The 25,348-nt window shown below is 34.8% G+C and carries 18 protein-coding genes and 1 pseudogene; 13 read left to right on the top strand and 6 right to left on the bottom strand.

Annotated features, from left to right (window positions below; genetic code table 11):
- Window positions 1-2: 2 nt before the first annotated feature.
- From UABHE_RS16775 to UABHE_RS16765, 3 genes are read right to left on the bottom strand one after another with little or no spacing between them, the layout of a single operon-like run.
- A complete protein-coding gene (locus tag UABHE_RS16775) occupies window positions 3-3,431 on the bottom strand; it encodes a protein kinase (RefSeq protein WP_372371479.1) in 3,429 nt (1,142 codons plus the stop codon).
- Window position 3,432: 1 nt separating this feature from the next.
- Window positions 3,433-4,440, bottom strand: a complete 1,008-nt coding sequence (gene waaC / locus UABHE_RS16770) for a lipopolysaccharide heptosyltransferase I (protein WP_372371478.1) — start codon at window positions 4,438-4,440, stop codon at window positions 3,433-3,435.
- Window positions 4,406-4,930 (bottom strand): DUF177 domain-containing protein, encoded by a 525-nt coding sequence (locus UABHE_RS16765; protein WP_372371477.1) that lies wholly within the window; start codon window positions 4,928-4,930, stop codon window positions 4,406-4,408. Before UABHE_RS16765 ends, waaC begins: the two co-directional genes overlap by 35 nt.
- Before the next feature lie 261 nt (window positions 4,931-5,191).
- Here UABHE_RS16765 and UABHE_RS16760 point away from each other — a divergent pair, with 261 nt between their 5' ends.
- The 3 genes from UABHE_RS16760 to UABHE_RS16750 all read left to right on the top strand — a co-directional run bounded on the left by UABHE_RS16760 (window position 5,192) and on the right by UABHE_RS16750 (window position 11,920).
- Entirely contained in the window at window positions 5,192-9,484 is a 4,293-nt protein-coding gene (locus tag UABHE_RS16760) for a PQQ-binding-like beta-propeller repeat protein (RefSeq protein ID WP_372371476.1), read from the top strand.
- Window positions 9,485-9,489: 5 nt separating this feature from the next.
- Window positions 9,490-10,542 (top strand): prenyltransferase/squalene oxidase repeat-containing protein, encoded by a 1,053-nt coding sequence (locus UABHE_RS16755; protein WP_372371475.1) that lies wholly within the window; start codon window positions 9,490-9,492, stop codon window positions 10,540-10,542.
- Between the two features lie 139 nt (window positions 10,543-10,681).
- Window positions 10,682-11,920 carry a DUF1015 domain-containing protein gene (locus UABHE_RS16750; protein WP_372371474.1) on the top strand — a complete coding sequence of 413 codons (1,239 nt, stop codon included), beginning with the start codon at window positions 10,682-10,684 and terminating at the stop codon, window positions 11,918-11,920.
- Between the two features lie 285 nt (window positions 11,921-12,205).
- On the opposite strand, the gene UABHE_RS16745 is transcribed toward UABHE_RS16750, so the two are convergent.
- Window positions 12,206-13,087 (bottom strand): rhodanese-related sulfurtransferase, encoded by an 882-nt coding sequence (locus UABHE_RS16745; protein WP_372371473.1) that lies wholly within the window; start codon window positions 13,085-13,087, stop codon window positions 12,206-12,208.
- 91 nt (window positions 13,088-13,178) lie between these two features.
- Here UABHE_RS16745 and UABHE_RS16740 point away from each other — a divergent pair, with 91 nt between their 5' ends.
- Complete coding sequence (locus UABHE_RS16740; RefSeq protein WP_372371472.1) at window positions 13,179-14,279, top strand: PilW family protein; 1,101 nt, start codon at window positions 13,179-13,181, stop codon at window positions 14,277-14,279.
- 10 nt (window positions 14,280-14,289) lie between these two features.
- Complete coding sequence (locus UABHE_RS16735; protein WP_372371471.1) at window positions 14,290-15,201, top strand: hypothetical protein; 912 nt, start codon at window positions 14,290-14,292, stop codon at window positions 15,199-15,201.
- A gap of 82 nt (window positions 15,202-15,283) precedes the next feature.
- On the opposite strand, the gene UABHE_RS16730 is transcribed toward UABHE_RS16735, so the two are convergent.
- Window positions 15,284-16,438, bottom strand: coding sequence for a DNA-directed RNA polymerase subunit alpha C-terminal domain-containing protein (locus tag UABHE_RS16730; protein WP_372371470.1), 1,155 nt, complete (start codon window positions 16,436-16,438; stop codon window positions 15,284-15,286).
- Window positions 16,439-16,852: 414 nt separating this feature from the next.
- On the opposite strand from UABHE_RS16730, the gene UABHE_RS16725 reads away from it, so the two are divergent.
- The 3 genes and pseudogenes from UABHE_RS16725 (at window position 16,853) to UABHE_RS16715 (ending at window position 18,505) form a co-directional block, all read left to right on the top strand.
- On the top strand, window positions 16,853-17,044 hold the full coding sequence (locus tag UABHE_RS16725; RefSeq protein ID WP_372371469.1) for a hypothetical protein: 192 nt from the start codon (window positions 16,853-16,855) through the stop codon (window positions 17,042-17,044).
- Between the two features lie 18 nt (window positions 17,045-17,062).
- Window positions 17,063-17,224, top strand: a pseudogene (locus UABHE_RS16720) (heavy metal-associated domain-containing protein); the annotation flags it as partial.
- 39 nt (window positions 17,225-17,263) lie between these two features.
- A complete protein-coding gene (locus tag UABHE_RS16715; RefSeq protein ID WP_372371468.1) occupies window positions 17,264-18,505 on the top strand; it encodes an alpha-amylase C-terminal beta-sheet domain-containing protein in 1,242 nt (413 codons plus the stop codon).
- A gap of 42 nt (window positions 18,506-18,547) precedes the next feature.
- Here the strand turns inward: UABHE_RS16715 and UABHE_RS16710 are convergent, their stop codons facing one another.
- Window positions 18,548-19,603 (bottom strand): hypothetical protein, encoded by a 1,056-nt coding sequence (locus UABHE_RS16710; RefSeq protein WP_372371467.1) that lies wholly within the window; start codon window positions 19,601-19,603, stop codon window positions 18,548-18,550.
- Between the two features lie 551 nt (window positions 19,604-20,154).
- Between UABHE_RS16710 and UABHE_RS16705 the strand changes: the two genes are divergently transcribed.
- From UABHE_RS16705 to UABHE_RS16685, 5 genes are all read left to right on the top strand, one after another.
- A complete protein-coding gene (locus UABHE_RS16705) occupies window positions 20,155-20,547 on the top strand; it encodes a hypothetical protein (protein ID WP_372371466.1) in 393 nt (130 codons plus the stop codon).
- Window positions 20,548-20,809: 262 nt separating this feature from the next.
- The gene (locus UABHE_RS16700; RefSeq protein ID WP_372371465.1) at window positions 20,810-21,787 is read left to right on the top strand and encodes a hypothetical protein; all 978 of its coding nucleotides are present in this window, start codon (window positions 20,810-20,812) and stop codon (window positions 21,785-21,787) included.
- Between the two features lie 225 nt (window positions 21,788-22,012).
- The gene (locus tag UABHE_RS16695) at window positions 22,013-22,759 is read left to right on the top strand and encodes a hypothetical protein (RefSeq protein ID WP_372371464.1); all 747 of its coding nucleotides are present in this window, start codon (window positions 22,013-22,015) and stop codon (window positions 22,757-22,759) included.
- Window positions 22,760-23,007: 248 nt separating this feature from the next.
- Window positions 23,008-23,946, top strand: a complete 939-nt coding sequence (locus UABHE_RS16690; protein WP_372371463.1) for a histidine kinase dimerization/phospho-acceptor domain-containing protein — start codon at window positions 23,008-23,010, stop codon at window positions 23,944-23,946.
- On the top strand, window positions 23,943-25,307 hold the full coding sequence (locus tag UABHE_RS16685; protein WP_372371462.1) for a sigma-54-dependent transcriptional regulator: 1,365 nt from the start codon (window positions 23,943-23,945) through the stop codon (window positions 25,305-25,307). Before UABHE_RS16690 ends, UABHE_RS16685 begins: the two co-directional genes overlap by 4 nt.
- Window positions 25,308-25,348 lie beyond the last annotated feature (41 nt).

The following is a 25,348-nucleotide window of genomic DNA, read 5'->3' as shown; positions in this document are numbered from 1 at the left end:
TTCTATTCTCGACGAAAGCGCTTTGCGATTAGTTTAGACTGGCAATGAGGACAACGAATTTTTTTGCCAACCACAGTAACTGGTAATTTTAAGTTTTTGCTACATTTAGGACAGCGAAAACGAAAGTGATTAGGGATATCATCATCATCCCACCAAATTTGTATTATTTCGATTTCTTCTGTCTCATTCTTTTGTTTTTCAAGGAGAACCATATCTTCAATAATTTTTTCTTGCCATTCTTTGATATAAATGAGCGATTGTTTATGTGCATTTTGCGCGTAAGATACTTTTTCTTGCCACTCTTCTTGTTCTTCTTTTGATAAATCTTTTGGGGTTCCATAGTATGGAAGTTGTTGTAATTCGGCAAAGTGCTTTAAAATAATTTTTTCTAATTGTTTACGCACTTCATCAATAGAAATTCTTTTTTCAGAATCGTTATTCATCATATCGTAAATCAAATCGCTAACAGCATCAATTACTGGAATATTTTTTATTTCATCAGCAACCTTAGGCTTTTGCGACAAGATAATTTGGCTCATAATAGCTGAAATATTTTTACCGCGAACAGGTGGTTTTCCTGTCAACATAGTATAAGTAACAGCAGCAAGTTGATACACATCACAATTACAAGTGAGTAATTTTGATGGGGAAAACTGTTCTGGGGCCGCGTAAATCATTGAGCCAGCAAATTCACCTTTTACAGCAATTTCTTCTGCTGTCATTGGGCGATAACGTTGTTTTAAGTTATCAGCTCTTTGCAGTTCTTGCTGAACTAGCTTGCGTAAATTTGATTTAAGTTCTGTGATCTGCTCAGATAAATTTTCAAAAGTCTTAAAGTCTTCAGGATACGATAAATTTTTTATCTTCTCTTGTATTTTTTGTAAACGAGATTCGCATTGCTCTTTTTCAGTACTTATGTGTAAAAATTCTTTATCAACAAGCTTTAGCAATCGTCGGCGTTCTTCGTTTAACTTTGACCCAGCTTCATCAACAGTAATTGCTAGACCAAAATCACCAAGTTTAGGTACCATTTTTTCCGACATTAAAATATTTTGAGGCTTAATATCGCGATGTATAATACCGCGATTTTTCAAAAATTGTAAAGTCAGTATCATAGCGTAGAGAACATTAAAAGCCACAGCAGCGGATAATTTGCCATGAGGAAAACGTTTACTAAATTGTTCAATATTTCCTTGAGCAGCATACTCCATCATTAAGTAATAACCTACGCGTTCTTGATTACTGTTGGAGTCTGCCGCCGAAGACGCTAAGAAACTACCTTCTTGAATCATCCCTATAATATATTGACGAATATTCTTTTCTTCTGCTAACTTGGATAGTAATCTCGATTCATAAATAAGGGCCTCTTCTCGCCCTTCAAAAGCAACTTTTACAACAGCCACGTGCCCTTTTGGCATTTCGGCATAAACCCCTTCTTTGCCATCTTTAGTTTTACGTATACGTAGATGTTCTCCGAAGTAATCTCGCGCCCATTGATTCTCAGGTCTCAGAAAAATAATAGTGATTTCATTTTTAGTGATCAATTTGAGTACAGTTGCCATTCCACCATGGTCAAGTCGTTCAATGTGGTAATCACCCTGAAAAAAATCCTTTACATTTGAAATTCCTTCCTGGTGTTTGTGGTACTCTTGTAAAGCCAAAAGATTAATGACAAAGCAACGTTTAAGTTTTTCACTTATTTTTTTATTAAGTTGAAAATGTTTACCTTGTTCAAGACTGTTTTCGCGTATCAACTTAAGCCAAGCGGCCGTTTGATAACGGCTATTGAAATTTACCACTACTTCAATAGAAGTTTCGATAGATATTTCATCTAACTGCGGCTTTTTCTGCGATAACTTGCGAATATTCTCACCCGCTTTTTCATCAACCTCTAACCAGTTATCATCTTCGACAAGTTTTACTTCTTCGCCACCACCAGTATCGCCACTTTCCTCTTCATTATTTTCTTCATCATCTTTGAGAGATATAATCGTATCAAGTATGCTAAACAGTGATGTTCGAGATTGAGATTTACTATGTTTACTCTCAACAGAATCGGTAATTTGAGTAAAAAATGTTTTGTGTACTGTTGAATATTTAGGAAGCTTTTGCAAAGCGTTGTTGATTTGATCATCAAAATAATTATAGTAACGAAAAACTTTAGCTTTTTCTAGATCCACAACCAATTGTAAAACTTGTGGATCGTTAGTATTTTCAATAAGCCAACATTCTCTGCGAATAATTTTTTGCAAATAATTTTCAACAACATCCCAATAGTTTCGATCAAAATGTAAAGTAAATTTTTCCAGAGACTTGCCATTTTCAAGTATTTGGCGTGTGTCAGTAATCCATTCCAGAGCTTTACAAATAATATCAGGCAACTCCCTATCAGCACAAGAAGGTTTTTTACCAGCTAAGAATTCTTCTTGTTCTTCAAGTTCTATCATTTTAAAATCTTGTAGAGTAGAAACAGACTTTCTAGAACTTGTACCAATATCAAAATTTTCTACGTCTTCAAGATAATCATCTTGCTCTTCTTCATTCTCAATAGTAATAGATATATGATTATCGTCCTTGTCATCTTTGTCATCTTTGTCATCGTCGGGTGTCATTTGCTGCATGGCAAAGGTAATATTTTTCTTTACTAAATCGTGATTATCGGTAAATATTTTTCGCGCTTTGCGCAAATCATTTAAAAGATCCAACAATGTTTCATAACGTTCATTTTTATCTTTTGCAAGTGTGCGACTTAAAATAAGGTCTATTTCAGTGGGAATACCAGGGATGGGAGGACAAGTTTTTTCTATATGTTGTTTTTTAACTTTGCGAAATTTTCCGCGAAAAGGAACACTTCCAGTAAGAGCTTGATAAAACATAATTCCTAGACTATACATGTCACTTTTGTGTCCACAACGTTTTCCCTTACAGTGTTCTGGAGACAAGTAATACGAAGAAGATGCTGGCAAACAAAAATCAACAATAGTTAAGTTATCGTCATTGAGAAAAATATTGCTCGGTTTTAAATTCTTGTGGGATACACCAAAATTGTATGTTGCTTGCAGTGCCAATGTTAACTTTTCCATCCACGACGTAGCCTCAATAGGAGGCAAACCTTCATTAATAGCTTGTTCAAGAGATGTGCCATCGGCATACTCTCTAAACATATAGGGAAACGGTTCTTCAGAAAGGCGATATATGCTGGCAATACTTGGGTGAGAAATTTCATTTATCACATCAATGTTTCTCTTTAATGATTTTAAAAACTTCTTTGTGACAAAAATATCATCTTTAAAGAGTTTTAATACGCAAAGACCTAAGTTTTTATGTTTAACAACATATACGGAACCAAGTTTACTTTTACCTAGATGCCCCACTAATTTACTATTTCCAATAGTTTTCAGGACAATTTCAGCTCTTTCTTGTGTTGACATTTTATAATCCTAGCAAAGGAATTATTTTTTGTGGTGATATTGTACGTAAGCACTCTAAATCAAATGAGCAAGTTTTTTGATAGTAACACTGGCACAAACTTTCTCCCTGAAGAACAACATGCTCATCACCGTATGGACGAATTCTTTCGGGGTCTGTTGGACCAAATAAAGCGATAGTTTTTGTGTTTAAAGCTGCCGCTAAATGCATAGGTCCTGAATCATTAGTCACAACAATATTTGCGCGTTTTATAATATAAGCAAGCTCAATTAAAGAGGTTTCTCCTGTTGTGTTTATACATTTATCAGTCTTTTGAACATTGTTTATAACTTGTAAACTAATTTCTTTTTCACTTGGCGAACCGACAATAACCACAGGTAACTCTGACTTACGATGTATAATATTTGTAAGCTCAGCAAATTTCTCAGGCGGCCAACGTTTTGAAGACCAGCGTGCTCCAGGAACAATAACAATGTAATCCGATGGAAGCACATTGTCCCATTTTTGTTCTAATGCCAAATCTCTGTTTAGTGGAAATGACATTTTTATTTCGCAAACGCCTAAAGTTTTTGCTATCAGTTTATAGCGATCTATCGCATGGACTACATTTTTAGGAGTTTCTACTTTTTGGGAATAACCCCAATATGCAAATTCACGAGCACTTTTAAAGCCTACACGGTGTTTGCATCCAGAAAGCAATGTAATTATTCCGCTACGTAAAAGTCCTTGAAAATCAATTACAATATCAAACTTTTCAGCGCGGATTTTTAGCAAAAAATTTAATATTTCACCAAAGTAGCGAAAAAACCTCATTCCTCCCCATTTTTTTCGTTCAAAAACAAAAACTTTATCTACAACAGGTGTGTGTTCAAGTAAATTCATAAACGGCCGCGAAACTACCCATGAGATTTCTGCATCATAATTTTGTTTTATTGCGTTTACGATAGGTATTGTATGAATAATATCACCTAGAGCACTAGGTTTTACGATCAGAATTTTTTTTACTGTCATTTAAAAATTCCATGAATGGATTATCTTTTTTATTGTCTTTACTACAACTACACTCTGATTCATTTAAGTCAAAGCCGCACGAAACGCATAGTCCTTTACAATTTTCTGTACATAGTACCTTAATTGGTTTTTCGATAAGTATTGTGTCGCGAATAGCTTCTTCTAAATTTATAGTATTATCGCGATAATATAAAATCCCCAACTCATCAGCATCTAAATCTTGAAAATTAACTTGCTCACCTTTTTTAAGCGGCTGAAAAAATAAATCTATGTTTGAGTCTATTTCGAGATCAAAAATGGCTAAGCAACGGTGGCACTCTTCCATGAGCACACAGCGCAACTTAGCCTTTACAAAAATATCGCTGCCGCTTCGCGATGCTGTACCAGAAATAGAAATATCTTCTTTGCAATTTAAGTCTAATTTCTTGGCCGACATTTTTCGCGCGAAATCATATCCAGAAATAGAAATATCACTTGCTGTCAGCTGCATTTTTAATACCTCATAATATTGTAGATAATATAGAACATACTCTACGTCAACGTAGAAAAATTTTAGGATATAATAACGTGTACAACAAAAAAATGCAATGTTTTCTAAGGAAGTAAAAAATAAAACGGTAATTTAAATAGCAAGGACGTATCCTCGGAAATTTATTGAATAATAAGCGTTGTTGCACTATAATTTTGTTATGAGGCAGCATACTACAGTGAAAATGAAGACCACTCTTTCTCTTTTCTATAGGAATTTTTTATGCCTATAATAAATGTTAAAAATATTATTATTTTCTTAGTTGTAAATGCTTGTTTTTTACAAGCGCAAAAAGAATTTCTTGTTCCAGCTAACGGTAACATTGAGCAAATACAAAAAATGCTGGATCAGGCCAAAGATTCTGAAAATGAAAAAAACTGGGAAAAAGCGGCGGAACTATACCAAAAAATTATGGCCGCACACAACAAAGTTTCTTCAAACAACAAAGATATTCTTGTAGAAGATGGAAAGAAGTTATATCGAAATGTACAAGATATTGTACGCGAGAATATAAAACAATTTTCTCCAGAGGCTCTAGATATATATCGCAACATGATCTCGGCTAGAGCAGAAGCACTTGCCGACACAAAAGACAAAAAATTTATCATCGATAATTTTTTGTTTACGCGTATTGGCACAAAATCTCTTATACAAGTATGCGATAACTATATACTACAAGAGAAGTACCAAGAAGCTATTCGTTATATTTTTATGTACCTACACTATATTGCCAAAGAATCACAACAAAACACAACAATACTCGCTCGCCTAGCTTTCTGTTATTATGCAACAAATGACATACTTGGCCTTCGCAATGTTATGGACACAGTAAAGAAATATGCTTTTGATGATTCTATTGTAATTGGTGGTAATAAAACAACAGTTGGATCTTATACCCGGAAACTGTATAAAAAATTAAAAACACGTGGATCAAAAACTGTAAAAAATAGTAATTGGCAAACGTTAGGCGGAAATTTACAACGCAATTTCCAACAGCAAAATATGGCATTCCCAAACTTGAAAATGCCGAAAAGCGTCATGTTACAAGTAGCTCCTCGTGAAAAAGACTCTTCTTATTATATTAACGAGCAAAACAGACAAAAAAATGGGCCAGTACAATACTACCCTGTTATAGCTGACAACATGCTTTTTGTTAATAACAGCAAATCGGTTTTTGCATATGAGCTTCCTTCTTTAAAACTAAAGTGGAAATACGAAGGACTTATCACAAAAATTCGCAGTGACTGGCATGAACAAACCATTCATTCGATATCTTACCACGACGGTGCTGTCTATGCTAATGTAGAAGGCAATACCAAGCAAGAAAAGCAGTACTGGCAAATATACTTAATACGCAAAATACTTGCAGAGAGACGGCTTGTCAAACTAGATGCAAGAACCGGGCGTGTAATGTGGATTGTAAAAGAAAGTGCAAAAAAAGACCAATTTGAAAGTAGAATAAGTTTTATGGGACCTCCTGTTGCTTGGCAAAACAAATTAATTGTTGCTGCAACAGAAATAGAAGGGCTATTTAATAGTTATATTCTGGCCCTTGATCCTGAAACGGGGAAAACACTGTGGAGTAAACTCATTGGTTCCGCTCACCAAGAGCTCAATTTATTTGGAAGACCTGTACGAGAGGCCGTGGGAGCAAGGCTTGCTATTTCAAATGGAAAAATATACTATCTAACTAATTTAGGTGGTATCGCGTGTTTAGATCCAGAAAATGGACGAATTTCTTGGGTACAAGTTTATGATCGCATACCTGTTCGTAAACCAACTCGTGCACTCTTTCATACAATATATCGCGATATTGGTTGGCATCAAACGCCAATTATGGTCTGGGGAAAATATGTTTATGCAGCTCCTATCGATTCTAATTACCTATACTGTATTAATTCTTGGAATGGAAAAAGAGTATGGCGAATACCACGAAGTTACCAGTATAAATACGTTCTCGGAATATATGATGGCTCTTTAATCATAGGAGGACAAAACAATATTACACTTATTAATGCCACGACTGGAAAAACCCAAAAATATTTTTCGATACTACGCGATAAAGTGGTAGGATTTGGTTCTATTATAAGTAATAAATTGTATTGCCCAGGTTTATTCTACTTATACATTGTCGATTTAAAATCTCAAGAAATAAAAAAAGTATCATGGCCAAGATTAAGCTCTCCTGGACATCTAGTTACCGCAAATGGTTTAGTTGCAACTGTTTCAGACACACGCATTTGCGTATATTTTGACTTTAAAAAAATGATTGGCATGTACGAGGAGCAAATAAAGAAAAATCCAAAAGATACCATGCTACATATAAAGCTTGCTAATTTATATACACAGTACTCCGAAAATAAGCGCGATTTTTTAATAAAAGCAGAGAAGCATTACCTAAAAGCGCGAGAAATAGCAAGAAATGAGCAAGGACGGCAAAAATTATACTGGATGCAAGAAATCAACGACAAACTACTAAGTGTTTATAGAAAAATCGCAGAACATTTTGAAAAACACAATGACAAACAAGTGTTTGAATACTATAACAAAATCATTCAGTTCACAGACGATAAATATATAACAATTCCGTTATACTTAAAATTATTTGCCCACTACAAAAAAAACGCTAAAAAAGAAAAAGCATTTTCAACACTAAATGCATTAAAAAACAAGTATGGAAAAGAATATTTTGCTATCAATTTCAAAAAGACCTTAATTGACTTATACGTGATCACAACAACAGCAGAGTACAACATTCAACTGAGACAATATGAACAAGCAATACACGAATATCAAAAAACAATTATCCTTTACCCTAACGAAAATTTCGATGGCCGTTTTGGTAGTGACTATGGTTATTCAAAAATCCAACAACTGATTAATGCACAAGGAAGAAACATATACTTAGCTTACGATACTAAAGCTCGTAGTTTGTATGACCAAAAAAACAATGCTACATACTGGAGCGTTTTCAAGAAGTATCCCAACAGTTTCGTAGCTCCAAAAGCTTCTATTAAAATCACCAAAGAGCTCATAAATAAAAATCTTCTTGGCCGTGCCATTATCCATCTAAACAATCACATAAAAAAATATAGAAAAGACAAAGAAGCATTAACCCAAGCGTACTACCTATTATTACAGTGCTACGAGGAAAAACAACAGTTTATTGCTGCTTTTTCTGTTTTACACAATATGAACAAAAATTTTGCAAACAACACATTAGTGGTCGACGGAAAATCAACCACAGTGAAAGACTTTGTAAAAAAACGATTACAAAACCCAATGTACAGTGGTATAAATAAAACACCAATGCCATCTGTACAAATCAACTTTGCAAACTTTGTCAAAAGAGAAATCTACTTAAAAGTCACAAACAGATCTCATGAATTTGTTCCGACAAAAGGTCACAGAAATAATAAATACAAAAATCTAGTTTTTGTATCTCTAGACACTCCCAAAGGCATGAGATTACATTGTTATGATGCGAGTACATATAGAATTATCTGGCAAGCTAGTTTAGGTTGGCCAATTCGCAGTGTTGAATTTGTTCAAGATAAGATAGTTGTGTGGAATGATAGTACCGTTTTTGTTATAAAACCAGAAAATGGACAAATCATCTGGCAAACAAATGTTGGTCCTTTAACCAATTTGCATACAGCGAACGATACAATTTATACAGTAAGCGGTGACCGCCTGAAGTGCGTAATTGCTGCTCGCGATTATCGTACAGGAAATACTCTTTGGGAGCAAACCATAGACTCTCCAGTAACAATCGATTGGTTGCCCGAAACACTTGTTACAAAAGATTATTTTATCGCTAGTTTTGTCCGCCCAGCAAAAATGTTTATTATCAATGTAAAAACAGGGAAAAGAGAAAAAGTATTTTCTGATAAACGCATTCATAAAAATTTATTTTTTTATCCTGTTGTTCTAAACAATAGCTTTTTAGCAGTTGTAAAACGGCAAACATCCATAGAATGCTATATACTTCCGTCTCTAAAAAAAGCATGGGCTATTGAAGCAAATAACATAGAACATGCGAGTGTAAAAGGAAATGACCAATATGTTTTTTGGGCAACAAAAGATCATGTAGCACTAACAGATTTGATTTCTGGTGGAGAAAAATGGAAAAAACCAAAGAATAGTAGATCCTATGTACAAAAGGCTCTTTTTGATTTTAGTAACTTTTATTTTGCTACAGAAGATAACACCACCGGTTACACACTTTCGAGTGTAAATACTGACACCAATACCTTTATGTGGCAATTTCCCATCGGAGAAAGCACTGAAATCCCCGAGATTGTTCTTACTCAAAAATATGTACTGTGTTTAACCAATCGTTTTTTCAACGGTTGTAAGTCGCGGTTTGTTGTTTTCAATAAAAGTAATGGAAAACTATTGAAAAAATATGAACTCAATGAAGGTGATCGTAGTCACAATAGCGCAAGTTTACAAATAGTAAACAATGAGATTTGGTTACTAAAAAATCATACTATTTCAATAATAGGAAAATAAGCATAATGAAAATACTAAATTTCGTACTTGTTCTCATAGCCACTCAGTTTTGTTATTCAGAAACTTTTACTAGTAATTTGCTTACTCCTGGAACGGTAAATGCAGTAGAAAGAGGTTTGAATTACTTAGCTAAGGTACAAGATGAAAAAACAGGTGCATGGCTAAACCATGTAGGATACAAACTCAACTATGATTATCGAATAGATAACAAAGATGCACCGCACGTGGGAGTTACTTCTCTTGCGTGCTTAGCATTCATGTCTGCTGGTAACTTGCCAGGAAGAGGACGTTATGGAGAAAACGTGCGCAAAGGGCTCGATTTTGTTCTTGGATGTGTACACGAGCACACAGGGTACATTAGCAAATACGGAACTCGCATGTACAGTCACGCTTTTGCTACCTTATTCTTAGCTCAGGTATATGGAATGACAAACGATCCTATTGTCGGCGCAAAACTACAAAAATCAATAGACCTCATCTCCGATTGCCAGAATGCAGAAGGTGGTTGGAGATATATGCCTATAGCCATGGACGCTGATATGTCAGTTACAGTATGCCAAGTTCAAGCTCTAAGAGCCGCGCGTAATGTCGGATTAAAAGTATCCAAAGGAACTATACAAAAAGCGTTGAGATACATACGCAGAAGTGCAGATAGCCTTTCAGGAGGTTTTAAATACCAAGACCTCCCTATCCGTCAATCACGTATTACATTTGCAGTAACAGCAGCAGGACTTACTTCGATGTATGGCGCAGGAGTTTATGAAGATTACTTACTGAAAAAAGGTCTAAATTACTTAAGAAATCCGCCAGCATATGAACCACATCCTTCTTCCGACCATTATTTTTTTTACTACGGTCATTATTACGCTGCACAAGCTATGTTTATTGCAGGGGAACCATATTGGAGCAGGTGGTATCGCAATATAAGAAACGAATTAGTGCGCGTGCAACAAGGAAGTGGTGCATGGGAAGACGCCACAGGCTACAGTTGTCCAACAGCATTATCTGTTATTATTTTACAACTTCCCAATCGTTATTTACCTATTTTTCAAAAATAAACAACGCGTATTCGTCAATTTTCATTTGCTATTGTTAGGCCATCCTTTATAAAATGAGCCCAACATATAAATTAAGCGAGTCCTAAACAAATTTTCTGACTCTGTAAATTGTGACCTAAAGAAGAAAGGCTAATTTTTTATGGTAAATATTGTTCCATTCAAAGGTGTGCGACCTAAAACAGAGATGGTAGCAAACGTTTCTAGTGTTCCTTATGACGTAATATCTTCCGAAGAAGCAAGAGACATTGTGACTGCCAATAAGAATAGTTTCTTAAAAGTTATCAAACCAGAAGTTGATCTTGATTCTAACATTGACATCTACGATGACAGTGTCTATGAAACTGGGAAGAAAAACCTACGCGACTTAGTAAATGAGAAAATACTAATAAAAGATCCTGAATCTTGCTTTTACATATACAGGCAACAAATGGGAGAACACATACAAACGGGAATTGTTGCAGGAGCATCTGTTCAAGATTATGTAGATGATAACATTAAAAAGCATGAATTCACACGTAACGAAAAAGAAATCGATCGCACGCGACATATTGATTCGCTAAATGCAAACACCGGTCCTGTTTTTTTAACATACCATAATCGTGAATCTATAGACAAAATAGTAAACGACATTTGCCAGACATCACCAACATACGACTTTACCGTAGATGATGGAATAAAGCATACGTTTTGGACAGTAAACGATAATACTAAAATACAAAAAATAAGCCAACAATTTTCAGAAGTAGACAAACTCTACGTCGCCGATGGACATCATCGCTCCGCTGCAGCCACACGTGTACGCGAAAAACGTCAACAAGCAAATCCTCTTCATTTCGGTACAGAGCCATACAATTTCTTTTTAAGTGTTATCTTTCCTGATAACCAAATGCAAATATTGGCATACAATCGCATTGTCAAAGACCTCAACGGTCTATCAAGCGAAGAACTGATGCACAAATTGGAAACTATTTTTAATATATCAGAAACGCAAAATCCTGTTCCACAACACAAACACAAATTTTGTATGTATTTACGAGAAAAATGGTACCAATTAGAATGCAAAAACAGCATAGTTGAAGAAAATGATCCAGTAAAAAGTTTAGATGTGTATATCTTACAGGAATACGTACTAAGCCCAATCTTAGGTATTGGAAATCCACGTAAGGATAAAAGAATTGATTTTGTCGGGGGTATTCGCGGCGCAAAAGCCCTCGAAGAAGGCGTAAAGAAAAATGATGATGGCGTTGGTTTTTATCTCTATCCTGTAGATATTAATTCGCTTATGGCAATTGCCGATGCCGGAGAAGTGATGCCACCAAAATCAACTTGGTTTGAACCCAAATTGCGCTCGGGTGTAGTAATTCATCCGCTTTCTTAAAATCAACTAACATCTTTTGTGATCTCTTCACATCGCTTGCTTAGTAAGCTTTCCTAAGGGAGAGGATTTCACAGAAAAGTTCATTTTAAGTGACTTGACAAAAGTAGTTACCCGTTGAATGCAGGTCTTTATTTTTATAGCTAGGCGCGACGATGGCGCACAGCCGTAGCTGCGTAACTGAGGAGCAACAAAGCTAGAAAATTAAAGAACAAAATGCCAATGGGTAAATACTTTTGGCAGGTCACTTAGCTAAAAAATCGATCTGCATAGTGATAAAGAAAAATCTTATAAAATCGTACCTTCGGCTCTCTGCAAACACTCCGTTGAACAAAGTCCTTTCAACTCTCGTTGGCAATCATCACAGCACAAGAAAAGACGGTCGCACCTAGAATCAACACAATTATAGTAAATATCGCAAGATTTTTCACATACATGACAATTACTAATTGCTGGAAGTTCTGTTTTATTATCAACCTGCACTGATAGGCGTTGATCAAAAACAAAAAGCTTTCCTTTCCAATGCTTTGTTCCCACCTCCAGGCCGTATTTTAAAATGCCGCCATCCAACTGATATACTTTTTTATAACCATGTTCTTTTAGTAATGCAGAGAACGTTTCGCAACGAATACCTCCTGTGCAACACATCATTATTTTAGCATCTTCAGGGTATTTTTTTTTGAATTCATCGGCATAGTCTGGAAAATCTCGAAAGTAGCGACAGTCCGGTTTTTCCGAATTCTCAAAATGGCCTATTTCCCACTCATAATCATTGCGTACATCTAAAACAACAAACTCTCCACTCTCAAGCATTTTTTGCCACTGTTGAGGAGAAACGTGTTCGCCATTTCTGTTTAAATCAACTTTGTGCTTTAACGCGACAAGTTCTTTGCGGTATTTTATTGTCATTTTATGAAGAGTATGCTCTCGATGTTCGTGAATTTTAAACTCTATATCGCAAAAAATTTCGCGACCCGCCATCCAATCGATATAAGATTTTGCAACCTCTTCACTTGCGCTAACTTGGCCATTAATTCCTTCTTCTGAAATATAAATACGTCCGAAAGCATCGCTGTTTTTAAAAAAATTTTTGTGGATTGTAACTTCATGATGTGGATTTTCTACTTGAACATACTTATAATATGCAAGTACTAAATATTTCTTTTCCATTTTGGGCGATCCTTTTTCAAACATAATTATTATTAACGCCCCTATATTACGAAGAACTACTAATAAATTTCAACTAATAAATGGTGGACAAATGCGAAATAAACAAAATCATGGATTTACTCTCATAGAATTGATGATAGCAGTTGCTTTGTTATCTGTTTTTACATTAATGCTAGTAAAAGTTCTTTCGCAATCTGTAAGCGTTTGGAGAACAACGGAAAAGCGAAGAGAAATACTAGAAGCTTCGCGTAACATCATGGAGATTATCACCGAAGATTTAAACGCAATGTTTTTATCTAAATCGATAACCACAACAGGATTACTACTTGACTATGATAGCAATGGTAAACAACGTTTGCGTTTTATTCGCAAAATATCACAAGAAAATACTCATCCTATTTTACGCTACGCTGGAACGGAAAAATCAAGCAAACTAGACTACTATAACTTAAAAGCGGACAAAACCAAAAAATTATTAGCTCCTGGAGGATTGGCAGAAGTAATGTACTGTTTTGTGCCTCAACAAGATGGATTAATGGGTTTATACCGCGGTATTCAGGCTCCGATTGACGGCAAAAATTCGTTTTTTCGCGATAAAAATATAGATTCACCACAAAAGATACGAGAAAAATGTCACCTTCTTGGATCAGGAATTTTAAATATGGAGATAAAGTGTTGGACTGCAACGACTTTCACTTGGAATCTCAAAAAATTACCACAAAGAAAACAAAAAGGAGGACCAAGTTTAATCTGGGACTCTACAAAACGCCGCCTCACAGATTTTTTTCTTTTTCGCACAGGAAATCCTTTAAAACATGCTAAGCCTTTAAAAATGAATGTCACTGTTGTTTTACAAAACGGAGAACCAAAAGAGTTGTTAAGTGACTTATCAGAAACCGACACTACAGCATATTTAACAAATACCCAAGGAATGGCAGGAAACCTACGTTACATGCTAGTTGACAACGAATGGATAACTTATGAAAATTTACAAAAAAGCGAAGTATTAGATTTACAACGAGGTGTTTGGAATAGCAAAGCAGCCATCCACAACAGATTTAAAATAGTGAAGCAAATATATTATGAAAAATGGGACAGCCAAAAAACAACTCCGAAAACCCTAGAGCGACAGCAAGCCACAAAAGTTTACATTGGAATTCCATTCGTGAAAACAATAAATCTACCTTTTTAAGGAAGAACAAATGAAAAAATTACTACTCATAACTATTCCTTTTATACTTACATCTATCACCTTTTCTCAACAAGATGTGATATCAGGAAAATGGTATAAACACTGGAAATTAGTTGAAAAAGGATTAACAGAGGCCTATCAAGACAGAGCAAATGATCTAGACAAGCAGGGTTTTATTGAAGAGGCAGACTTTTATGAGAGTTTATCAAGTACTATAGAAAGTACTTCAAGTCTTAAAAAGGCATTAAAGCAATTAGATAAATCCTACAAATCTATGACAAAATCCGGTCCTAAGTCAGGCAAGAAATTCTACAAAGCTCTCACTACTTATAGTAGTAAGCGTAGTAGTTATGAAAAAAAAGTAGAAAAAAAAATTAAAAAAATTCAGAAACAATTAAAAAAAATGAAAAGTAAAATTATCATTGGCAAGAATACACTACGAGTGATAAAGGGAACTTTCCAACAATATCGAGCAACTCTCGGTACCGCTGATCGTCGTGCATATCAAGAGTTTGAAAGTGATTTAACAGTCGACAATTTAATTATTTTAGAAAGACGGCTTGTAAAATATAAACAATATATCGACGACTTAACAAAATCGAAAAAACAAGAGACATCTTCTTCTGAAGCCAAAAAGATAGATTATTATTCAAAAGATATACTCAAAGATTGCGACATAATATTAACAGAAACAAAACAATTGCGAAGAGCATTAGAAAAAGATACAGGAAATGATCTTTCAGAAGAATATAGCGAATGGTTAGAGTCAATGAAGCGTACAGATCAAATATCAGAATCATGGATTACTTTTGGAAAATATCGCGTTTTTTTTAGTACCAAGATAATAAAAGAATCGGAAAAATCTTACTCAAATTTAGAAAATTTTATTCAAACAAAATTTGGTGATACTATAAATAGGTAGACTTTGTATATGACATAAATGTAGATTGTAAAATAAGTTACAATCTACATACTAACAGTTAAAACATAATACAATTGTTTTTTTACGATTTAAGGGCTAGCCCCATATCGTTTAGCTTTTTCTTGATTTCTTGCATAGAAGTTTGACCGAAGTTTTTGCAACTTAATAGCTCTTGTTCACTGTGTCCAATGAGATCGTTAATACTCTTGACACCTACTTTTGACAAGCATTTACGGCTGCGTACAGACAATTCAAGTGTTGCAATTGATTTTGATAACAAGGATTCATCTTTGTTGTCTTTGATAAGAGCAAAAGGCTTGATGTCTTTTTTCTTTGGCTCTAAGAATTTATCTGATTCCATTCCCAAAGATAAACCTTTTTTGCCTAAAATTTCTTTTATTTCGGCAAGAGATGTTTCACCAAAGTTTTTGTAGGAAAGAAGCTCTGCTTCACTTTTCTTTATCAAATCACCTAAACTTTTGATTTTCATTTTATTTAGACAATTGCGACTACGTACTGATAATTCGAAATCGGTGATTGGCGTAGAAAGAATTTCGTTGCGTTGGTCTTTTAGCTTTTCTTTTTCTTCGTCTACATACATAGTCATAGAAGAACGTGCGTCTTTAAGGTATAATTTTGCACGTACATTCTCAGGATAACGATCAAGTATTTTCTCATAGCACTCAGTCGCTTTATCATATTGTCCAAGATCTTCATACAAAATACCTAAATTCATCAAGATATTTGTGTGGAGCGGACGAAGAGGTAAACATTTTTCATATAATTTAATAGCTGTGCTCTCATCGCCATATAAGTCACAGTAATATGCTAAACGATATAATGTAGGTGTAAAATTTTCATTTTCTCGTGAAGATTTTTCATAACAAACAATTGCATGCTTACTATCTCCCGAACGATCGGACATTACTCCTTCAAAATACCACTGGTAATGAGGAGCTAATTTCTTTTTCCAATCTTTAAATTCTTTTGCTTTTTGGCTTTCAACAGCACTTGATGTCGCAGCTAAAGTAAAGACGGTTTCTTCTTCATGACTGTTCGCTAATTTCTTAAATTCTGTGTAAGCACCACTGAAATCGCTATCGAGAAATAATTGTTTTCCTTTAAGAGCTTGAGCATGTGCTTTTTTACCATGTTTTTTCAGTATTTCTTTGTTTTTTTCTTCTGATAAAATCCAAGTAATATCAGTTTTTTCGAAATGGCTCGTATCTTTTCTCATTGCATTGTTGCGAGAATATACCTTAAAATAAGTAAGGCGCGTAGAAACAAATAATCTACATTTATCTCTACATATCTAAGCCACTTATTTAACAGTAGGAGAATACTTCTCGCTTCTCCTTTCTTTTGAAGAAATCTAATCCCCTAAAAACTTAGGGTACTGTTTTGAGGACGGCTATTATATTTATTTTTTATTTTTTGTCAAGACCACCAAAATGTTAGAATTAGTAAAGTGTTGTTACCCAACAACATATTTCATTACTAGTACTCTGTAAAGTTAGTTTTGATTTGTTTAATATCATCTCTTTTGTTTTTTGAGCTATGCGTAACAAGCGCACATAGCTGTAATTCAGAGTAACTTTATGGCGTGTTAGTAGATTGTAAAACACATAATTTCATCTAGGAGTTTCTAACTGTGAGTAAATTGTTTATCAGTGGTGTCTTTTTGAGCTTATTATTCATAGGGTGTACATCTAACGATGTTCGCGACCAAGAATCACAAGTTCAAAACACACAAACAAACAGCGATAGCTCTCCACAAGAGCAATCACAACAAACAATGCAAGAAGAACAAGTTGTTATGTTAAAAGTCATTGGCATGACCTGAGCAACAAGCTGCGTAACTCGCGTGAAGCGAATACTCTCTGAAGTTTCAGGGGTCAAAAAAGTTATTATTGATTACGATGAAAAAATGGCATACATTACTGGAAATGCTGACTTAGTTCCGCAACAACTTGTGGTAGCTCTAAAAAGCACAAATCGCTACAATGCTATGATAATGCAGTAAATAAAGTAGACCACTCAATATTCAAGGAAGGTCTTTTACATGAAAGATATTTTGGTAAAAAAAGTTTTAACACTCATTTGCATAGTTTGTTTAATAAGTACTGTGACCGCGGACAATTGGGAAAAAGAAAGCCAGGATATCATCCTACAAGGTTTTCATTGGACTTCTCATACAACAAAACCTTGGTGGAAGATTATAGAAACAAAGTCTTCCGAAATTGCGCAAGCGGGTTTTACAATGGTATGGTTTCCCCCTTCGTCCGGCGCTGCAAGCAACGAAGGTTATTTACCTCATCAGTTGTACTTACAAAATTCAAAGTATGGTAATCAGGAACAATTACAAAGTGCTATTAAAAGTTTACACAGTCTCGGTATTAAAGCGATAGCTGACATTGTGATTAATCACCGTGTTGGAACAAAAAATTGGGCTGACTTTACAAATCCCAATTGGGGAGAAGATGCTGTTTGTCGCGATGATGAATGGCAAGGGGCAAAAGGAAATTTTGATACCGGGGAAAAATACGGCGCTGCGCGCGATGTCGATCATACCCAAGTTTATGTGCAAAAGAGTATCATTGATTGGATGCTATGGCTTAAAAATACTATCGGTTATGATGGTGTTCGTTACGATTATGTTAAAGGATACTCTGCTAAATACAACAAAATATACAACGACGCTGTTAGTCCATCTTTTTCCGTAGGAGAATTGTGGGATAACCTTGATGTAAACAATCCCGATCCTCATCGCCAACAACTTTGTGACTGGATTGATGCTGGCAATGCAACCTCAGCTGCTTTCGATTTTACAACAAAGGGAATTCTCCAATTAGCCGTTCGCAACGGTGAGTATTGGCGCTTAAAAGATAAAAATGCAAAGCCTGTTGGTCTCATTGGTTGGTGGCCAGAACGCGCTGTTACTTTTATTGATAATCACGACACAGGTCCAAGTCCTAGTGGTGGACAAAATCATTGGCCTTTCCCAAGTGAAAAATTAATGCAAGGCTACTGCTATATTCTAACTCACCCTGGTATACCATGTGTTTATTGGGTACATTATTTTGATTGGAAATTGGGAAAAGAAATAAGTACAATTATGAGTATTCGCAAGAAATTTGGTATTACCTCTGCGAGTAAAGTAGAGATTAAGCAAGCAAATAGTAATATTTATGCTGCGATTATTGATAGTAAATTGGCGATGAAGATAGGTGATGGCGACTGGTCGCCAAAAGGCAACTGGAAACTACTTGCATCAGGCAATAAGTATGCTATATGGACAAAGTAACTAAAGTAACCCACCACACAAGTTGATAGCCAGAAATGGCTATCAACTAACAAAAATACTCTTGAATCTTTCGAATATAGTTTTTTGTTTACTATCTGTTTGTTTATTTACAAAAGCCAGTATTTCCTCATCCAACATGTCTAAGTTTTTCATATCCAAATGAGGTGAAACATCAACCCCAAACTCTTCAAGTTCTTGTTTTAACTCGAGAATATTCTTTACTTGAAGATTTGCTTTTGGATTCTTAGAATCAAACGGACACCCACCAATTCCCCCAAAACCAATATCAAAACTTATGTTATTGTCTATTTGTTTTAGCGGCTCTAAACACGACAACAATAGATCACTAAGAACATTGTTATCCTTAGGAGTAGTATGCAGATGTAAACCAATTGGTTTGCGTATATTGTTCTCAATAATTGCATCAACAGCTATTTGCATTAGTGGTTTTATATTTTCAGGTGTTGCTTCGCCACTTGTATCAGAAAAAACGATACGCCCGTCGATATCTTTGGTAATTTCAGCGAGAATAATAAACTCTGTTTTTATATCTGCAAGTAGTTTTGGTTGTTTCTCTAAATCAGATAGTAGATGTGTTACTTTTGATATGTGTATATCTAAACTTGCTCCCAGCCCTTTACTTTTTTCAGAAAATTGTTTCACAATTTCGCGAGATTGTTCAATAATTTTTTGGCAATATTCTTCTGAATATGTAGGGAATTCTTTTCTACCTATCCCATTGTTGTTATACAAAAACTCACCGCAGAGTGAGTGCGTGTAAGCAATACTATTTGCTGCTTTTTTTTCAATCAAATTTACCGCTTTATCCATATATTTGCCATACGGTCGAAAAACAAGTATCTGCCTTTTAAGTTCGGGATCAGGATTTTGCTCTAAAAACAAAAGAGCTCTAGCCTCAGAATCTGCCATTGCTGGAACTAAATGTGGATTGATCATGCTGCCAATCATAATATGCTTGAAGCCAGCATTGGCAATATGTATAAGATGCTCAACATATTTCTGGTTATCAAGAGGATAGTTTAATCCTTGAAGCCCATCTCGAGGATCTGCAATTAATTCAATAAGTATTTTATTCACGTTATTCCCTTTGGTGATTTACTTTGAAAAGATAAGTGACTCTTGGTCACTTAGTGTGAGCATACCTTGCTTTTTTTGCAAAGTCCAGACACACTTTATTATCGATTTTATACTTTCTTTGAGGCCCAAAGTCAAGAATTTTGTTATAACTCAATTAGCTATAATATAGCTATAGATAATATTTTTTCTGCTACTCTAAAATATGCCACCAATTAAATTTCATCGTCAACTTAAAATTGTTATTAACTACAAAAATAGTTCCGCGCGGCAAAATATGCAAAGTAATTACTCTAAACAGAAGACCAAAAAATTTGAAGTAGATTTTTGTAAAAGGGGTTTTATCGATGTGGGCGTTATATAATGGCACACAGAATGCTTTGGTATGTATCAATTTACTTTTTATTTTAACATTTGCGAAAAGTTATAGCAAAATATAAACGCGTTGCTCATCAAGTAATTATTTTTTAGATATTCTTGACAAATAATATTATTCAAATATATTCGATAGCATAAAGAAATTATCCAAACTTTCATAAGAAAGGATCATAACTATGTCGCAAAAAAATCAACTGGTTCTTACATTTGTTTTTGGTATCATTGTTGGTCTTCTAAGTTGGAACATTCTTATATTATCAGAACCTACTCCAGTAATGGCGCAAGCTAGTGGTGGTGGTACAAGTGGATCTGCAAATGGTTACATCGCTGTTACTGGTGCTGTATCAAATGCATTCTCAGGTTTGTGGATAATTAAGACTAACGAAACAGACCATTCGCCATCTCTAGCTCTATACGTGCCTGAAAGAGAAGGTAACCGTATAAAGTTTACAGCCGCTCGTCGTATAAAACAGGATTTTAAAATCATTCGTTTAAACGACCGCTCTCAACTTTCTCCTGCAAAAGTGGAAAGAGAATTGAAAAAAATCAACAGAGACGGCAACAAATAGAATCTTCGTAAGTACGAAAAATAGAGACGTTGTCTCTATTTTTCTCATCAAATCTCAAAATTCTTTTTTACACTTCCGCAACATCCTCACTTGACTTCTAAATTTGTTATTTGCAAAAAGTATTTATTTAGGTACAATAGAATTCTTAAGAATACTGAACTATTTAGTTTGCAAAATAAATACTCTGCAAAAGCAAAAAATTCGTTGAATTTTCATTTTTGCAGAACAAATTACTCATTTAGAAAGGGTTTGGCCTGTGGCAATGGAATATTACTCTTTCGAAAAAGTCTTAAAAGAACTACAGATGGAAGAAGATGAACTGAAAAGACTTGTTTCGGAAGGTGAAATTAGAGCTTTTCGCGATGAAGACAAAATGAAGTTCAAAAAGTCTGACATTGATGGCCTCAAAAAAGGAAGAATGACCGAACCAACAATTATTCTTCCATCTGGAGAGCCCGATGATTCTTCGGAAGACAGCGAAGTACTTTTAGTAGAAGAGGATACTTCTGAAACCTTACTAGATATAGATGATCTAGATGGTGGAGATTCTAGCTCTACTACAGTGCCAACAGTTGACTTTTCTTCTTCTGATTTTGATGATTCTTCATCTGCGTCAGAAACAATTACAGAAGAGCTTACGTTTGAAGAAGATAGCGGCTCCTATGTTCTTGAGTCATCAGATGATGTTCTTATTGACTCTTCAGGTGAACTTTTAGATGTCAGTAGTGATTCCAGTGGTGAAACTTTTATAGAATCAGACACTGGGCTACAAACAGAACCTTTAGACATGGATTCTGACATCATTGAAAGCGCTGATTTCGAAACAGATTTTGCCGACTCTGCAACTGGTGATGACACCGTTCCTGTAGACGACGATTCATATGGTCTTATTGCTGAAGACCAACCAACAGGACAAGTTGATCATCATCGCGAAGCTGGTACTATAGAGCAACTTTCAGGAGCACCAGTAGTTATGGCTCCTATATTAGTTTTAAGTCCTCTTGCTGTAACATTGTTAATCCTTAGCACAGTCGCCATGTTATGGACCGGAGTACTCATGATTAACAATATAAAAACAGTAGATACACCTTTAACCGGTTGGTTTACAGACATGACATATGAATATGTACGTCCAACATACATGGTTTATGGTGGTAATAAAAAAGTTGCTCCAAATAAATTAAAAAAACGGTTAGTTTGGCGTAGATTAAAACGCGATGGCGCAAAAAGAAGAAGATAAAGTGGTTTCATTGTAGTAGGGCGTGTCCACGCCCTAAAAATAGCAACAAAAACTTCCTGGAATTTGGTAGAACAAATTTGATGTAGGACTTTAGTTATTAGTAGAATTATTTTTATATAGAATAGTGAATACTAATAAGTAGGGAAATATAGCAAACAATATTATTTTCTACCATATTCCACCGACATATTATTTAGGAGGCTAGCTGTTAGCTAGTAATTTCCAATGAAATACATTGCTATATTATTGATTTCTTGTATGTGGACAATTCCTCTACTGGCGCAAAACGATGCAAATGTCTATGCTAAAAATAGCTACCATCGAGGAGTCACCGCGCAAAAGTATAAGTATAACAAACAGCTTCGCGAAGAATGCAAAAAACTACTTAAGCAAGGCAAAGCAGATGCAGCAAAGAAAAAACTAGCAGAATATTTCGCAGGTAAAGTGTTTCTTCCAACTTATGATGACATGGCCAGTTCAAAAAAAGGAGTGTCACTATCTGATTGGAATTTTCACATGTTACCGCGCACTCTGTTTGATATTCTCAACACGGATCGAAGCGCTGACACTGCAGAAGAAAAATATTTATCTAAAGAGGAATTAGACGAACATCCCTTAATGGGAACTGCTGTACAACAAAAACAAGATAGAACGGCACTTATTCGAAATTTGAAAGAGACTGTCGAAAACTATAAAGAACGCTTAGATCATTTAAAAAGTTTAGGCTATGATATTTCCGACGAAACGTTTTATACAAACGCAGAGAATAATAGCCCAGACCAAGTTGCAACAAAGACATATGTAAATGTAAAAAATGGTGAACTTGTAGTTCAAGAGTTGCCTTTAAACGAATACGTCAATAGGTTGATTCGTGACCAAGACGATGATAATCCAGTGTCTTTGTATTTACTAGGCTTAGTTCTAATTTGTTTGACTGCAGCGGCAACATTTATTATTTCAAAATTTTCTTAAACATTTGAAATTGTAATACATCCAATCAAAACACGTCTGTAATCAATATTTGTTTGAATATTGGTTTCCACTAGACGTGTTTTTTTTTGGAATTAGGACACGTCAACATTGAGCTCTCAGAGCCTACTACAAAATTATTTTAAAGTGCAAAATAGTTTTGTAGTAGGCTCTCACGTAGTATCCACATGCTCTAAGGAAGCGGCTAAAATAATTGACCACGTTTTGCGCCACATCCATAAGGAAGATAGATGTCAACACCCCCTATACAAATACTAATTTCTACAGGTGCGCAGCATTTACTAAAACCAATAAAACAGATTTTTCCTAATGCAAAAAAGACACAAGAGAAAAGCTGGAAAAAAATTCTAAATAAAAATGCTGATATCTTTATATTTATAGAGAAAGAGTTTTGCCAAAACGTTGATAAATCCCAAAACCGCCTTGGTATAGCTTCTTTTATTATTGATGAGGATATTGAGTTTTTATCTGCACTATCCACAGCAGAAAAAATTATAAATAAACTACTTTATAAAAAAAGAATATACGAACATATAACTCGCAAAGACATGTCAAAACATATAACTTATTTACAAGAGAAGGCTGCAATTGCAAACGTTTCTTTAGACTTAATTCATGAAATGAATAATCCCTTACAAGTAATGTTAGGTTTTGTCGAAAGTACACTCGAAATAATATCGAAAAAAGAAGAGTTTTATGAAGATGTTAAAATAATTGAAGAAGAAGTACACAAATGTATTTCGATAGTTAAACACGTCAGGAGTTTTCACGACGGTTCGCAAGAAACAATGTACAGGAATGTATCATTTGTTCTCGAAAGTGTAAAACAAATGATCGATTTGCGTCTTCGCAAAAAAAGGATTAGCTTACATATAGATATGCCAAATGAAGTACTTCTTCTAGAGAATGAAGCTTACAAACTCAGCATGATACTCCTTTGTACTTTTTTAAATTTGCTAGATATATGTAAAGAAAACCAAAAAGCCACTTTGCAAATAATAAAAATATCTCAACTAGAAATAATTATAACTCTTGGTGTTGATAGTGCTTTTCAAAAAGAAATTTTTTCTTATTTACACAAATATTTGCAACAAAAAAGTGTTGAATTTTCACATACAATTCAAAACCAACTTTTAACTTGCAAACTCATTTTCGAGATAGGCAAATGACAAAAAAAATTCTAGTCATAGACGATGATCAAAATATGCTACGGCTATTTCAAAGAATTTTACAAAAAAAATATGAAGTATTCGTATGCTCAACAATCAAAGAATCTGTAGAAATCATAGATAAAGAACTAATTAACCTTGTAGTCGCAGATTTAAATTTACAAGATGGCAATGGCCTCGAACTCCTAACATATTTAAATAATTTACTCAATTACATACCTTTTATTGTCATTACAGGATACGGATCTATAGAAAGTGCAGTAGGCGCTGTTAAACTTGGTGCAGTAGAGTATATAATTAAGCCTTTTACCCGTAATTATATACTTGATACTATTGAAAATACCATTAAAGAAGCTGAGTATCGCAAGAGTTTATCGACTGAAATTCCTGCTTGTAAAGAAATTATTGGCCAAAGCAAGGCAATGAACAAATTGTTCGATATAATAAATCGCGCTGCACCATCTTCTACAACTATCTTAATCCAAGGAGAAAGTGGAACTGGCAAAGAGCTTATTGCCCGAGCGATTCATCGCAATAGTCTACGACACACGCAAGCTTTCGTTCCTATAAACTGCGCAGCTTTTAGTGAACATTTATTAGAAAACGAATTATTTGGCCATGTAAAAGGCGCATTCACCGGTGCTACAGACTACAAGCCAGGTATTTTCGAAGTCGCAAATAACGGCACTTTACTACTAGATGAAATTGGCGATATGCCTATGTCATTACAAACAAAATTATTACGCGTTCTACAAGAAAGAGAATACAAACCTCTCGGCAGTACTAAGTACAAACAAGTAAACCTTAGAATAATAGCAAGCACGAACGTTGATTTAAGGCGCGCAATGCACGAAAAAACATTTCGCGAAGACTTATATTATAGATTGGCTGTTATCGAGCTACCTGTTCCTCCTCTAAGAAAACGTCTTGAAGATTTGCCCCTACTAGTGCCTCACTTTATTAAAAAATATAACGAGAAAAATAACAAAAATATTGAAAACATCACCCCCAAAGCCATGGAGCAATTAAAGAAACATAATTGGATCGGTAATATACGAGAACTTGAAAATACCATAGAGCGCTCTGTAACACTAGCCACGTCAAAGACAATCACTCACAATTTACTGTGGAGTAAAAAAGAACGCCCAACACTTCCCAAAAACTTTGTAGAGGAAATTTTAAATCAAATTGATACTTCATCCTCAGCAAAGTCACTAAAAGACTTAGTAGATATTGTCACTGAAAATGCTATTTTATACGCATTAAAAAAAACAAAAGGCAACCGCAGTCAAGCTGCGTCACTTCTAAAAATGGGCCGTGCTTCTTTCTATAACAAAATCAAAGAACTTGACATTAAATAGAATTTATAGCAATTTTGTAATATCATACTTTTTCTTTTTTA

Source organism: Candidatus Uabimicrobium helgolandensis, assembly GCF_041508025.1.
Taxonomy (GTDB): domain Bacteria; phylum Planctomycetota; class Uabimicrobiia; order Uabimicrobiales; family Uabimicrobiaceae; genus Uabimicrobium; species Uabimicrobium helgolandensis.
The sequence above is the reverse complement of the archived record's forward strand: the minus strand, read 5'-3'. Positions and strand labels throughout refer to the sequence as shown.

What these genes read in the sequence shown, in the direction of transcription:
- UABHE_RS16715 (WP_372371468.1), top strand. Translation starts at nt 17,264, where the DNA reads ATGAAAGATATTTTGGTAAAAAAAGTTTTAACACTCATTTGCATAGTT.
- UABHE_RS16690 (WP_372371463.1), top strand. Translation starts at nt 23,008, where the DNA reads ATGTCAACACCCCCTATACAAATACTAATTTCTACAGGTGCGCAGCAT.
- UABHE_RS16745 (WP_372371473.1), bottom strand. Translation starts at nt 13,087, where the DNA reads ATGGAAAAGAAATATTTAGTACTTGCATATTATAAGTATGTTCAAGTA.
- UABHE_RS16700 (WP_372371465.1), top strand. Translation starts at nt 20,810, where the DNA reads ATGGAATATTACTCTTTCGAAAAAGTCTTAAAAGAACTACAGATGGAA.
- UABHE_RS16740 (WP_372371472.1), top strand. Translation starts at nt 13,179, where the DNA reads ATGCGAAATAAACAAAATCATGGATTTACTCTCATAGAATTGATGATA.
- UABHE_RS16735 (WP_372371471.1), top strand. Translation starts at nt 14,290, where the DNA reads ATGAAAAAATTACTACTCATAACTATTCCTTTTATACTTACATCTATC.
- UABHE_RS16685 (WP_372371462.1), top strand. Translation starts at nt 23,943, where the DNA reads ATGACAAAAAAAATTCTAGTCATAGACGATGATCAAAATATGCTACGG.
- UABHE_RS16755 (WP_372371475.1), top strand. Translation starts at nt 9,490, where the DNA reads ATGAAAATACTAAATTTCGTACTTGTTCTCATAGCCACTCAGTTTTGT.
- UABHE_RS16750 (WP_372371474.1), top strand. Translation starts at nt 10,682, where the DNA reads ATGGTAAATATTGTTCCATTCAAAGGTGTGCGACCTAAAACAGAGATG.
- UABHE_RS16760 (WP_372371476.1), top strand. Translation starts at nt 5,192, where the DNA reads ATGCCTATAATAAATGTTAAAAATATTATTATTTTCTTAGTTGTAAAT.
- UABHE_RS16765 (WP_372371477.1), bottom strand. Translation starts at nt 4,930, where the DNA reads ATGCAGCTGACAGCAAGTGATATTTCTATTTCTGGATATGATTTCGCG.
- UABHE_RS16695 (WP_372371464.1), top strand. Translation starts at nt 22,013, where the DNA reads ATGAAATACATTGCTATATTATTGATTTCTTGTATGTGGACAATTCCT.
- UABHE_RS16705 (WP_372371466.1), top strand. Translation starts at nt 20,155, where the DNA reads ATGTCGCAAAAAAATCAACTGGTTCTTACATTTGTTTTTGGTATCATT.
- UABHE_RS16730 (WP_372371470.1), bottom strand. Translation starts at nt 16,438, where the DNA reads ATGAGAAAAGATACGAGCCATTTCGAAAAAACTGATATTACTTGGATT.
- UABHE_RS16775 (WP_372371479.1), bottom strand. Translation starts at nt 3,431, where the DNA reads ATGTCAACACAAGAAAGAGCTGAAATTGTCCTGAAAACTATTGGAAAT.
- waaC (WP_372371478.1), bottom strand. Translation starts at nt 4,440, where the DNA reads ATGACAGTAAAAAAAATTCTGATCGTAAAACCTAGTGCTCTAGGTGAT.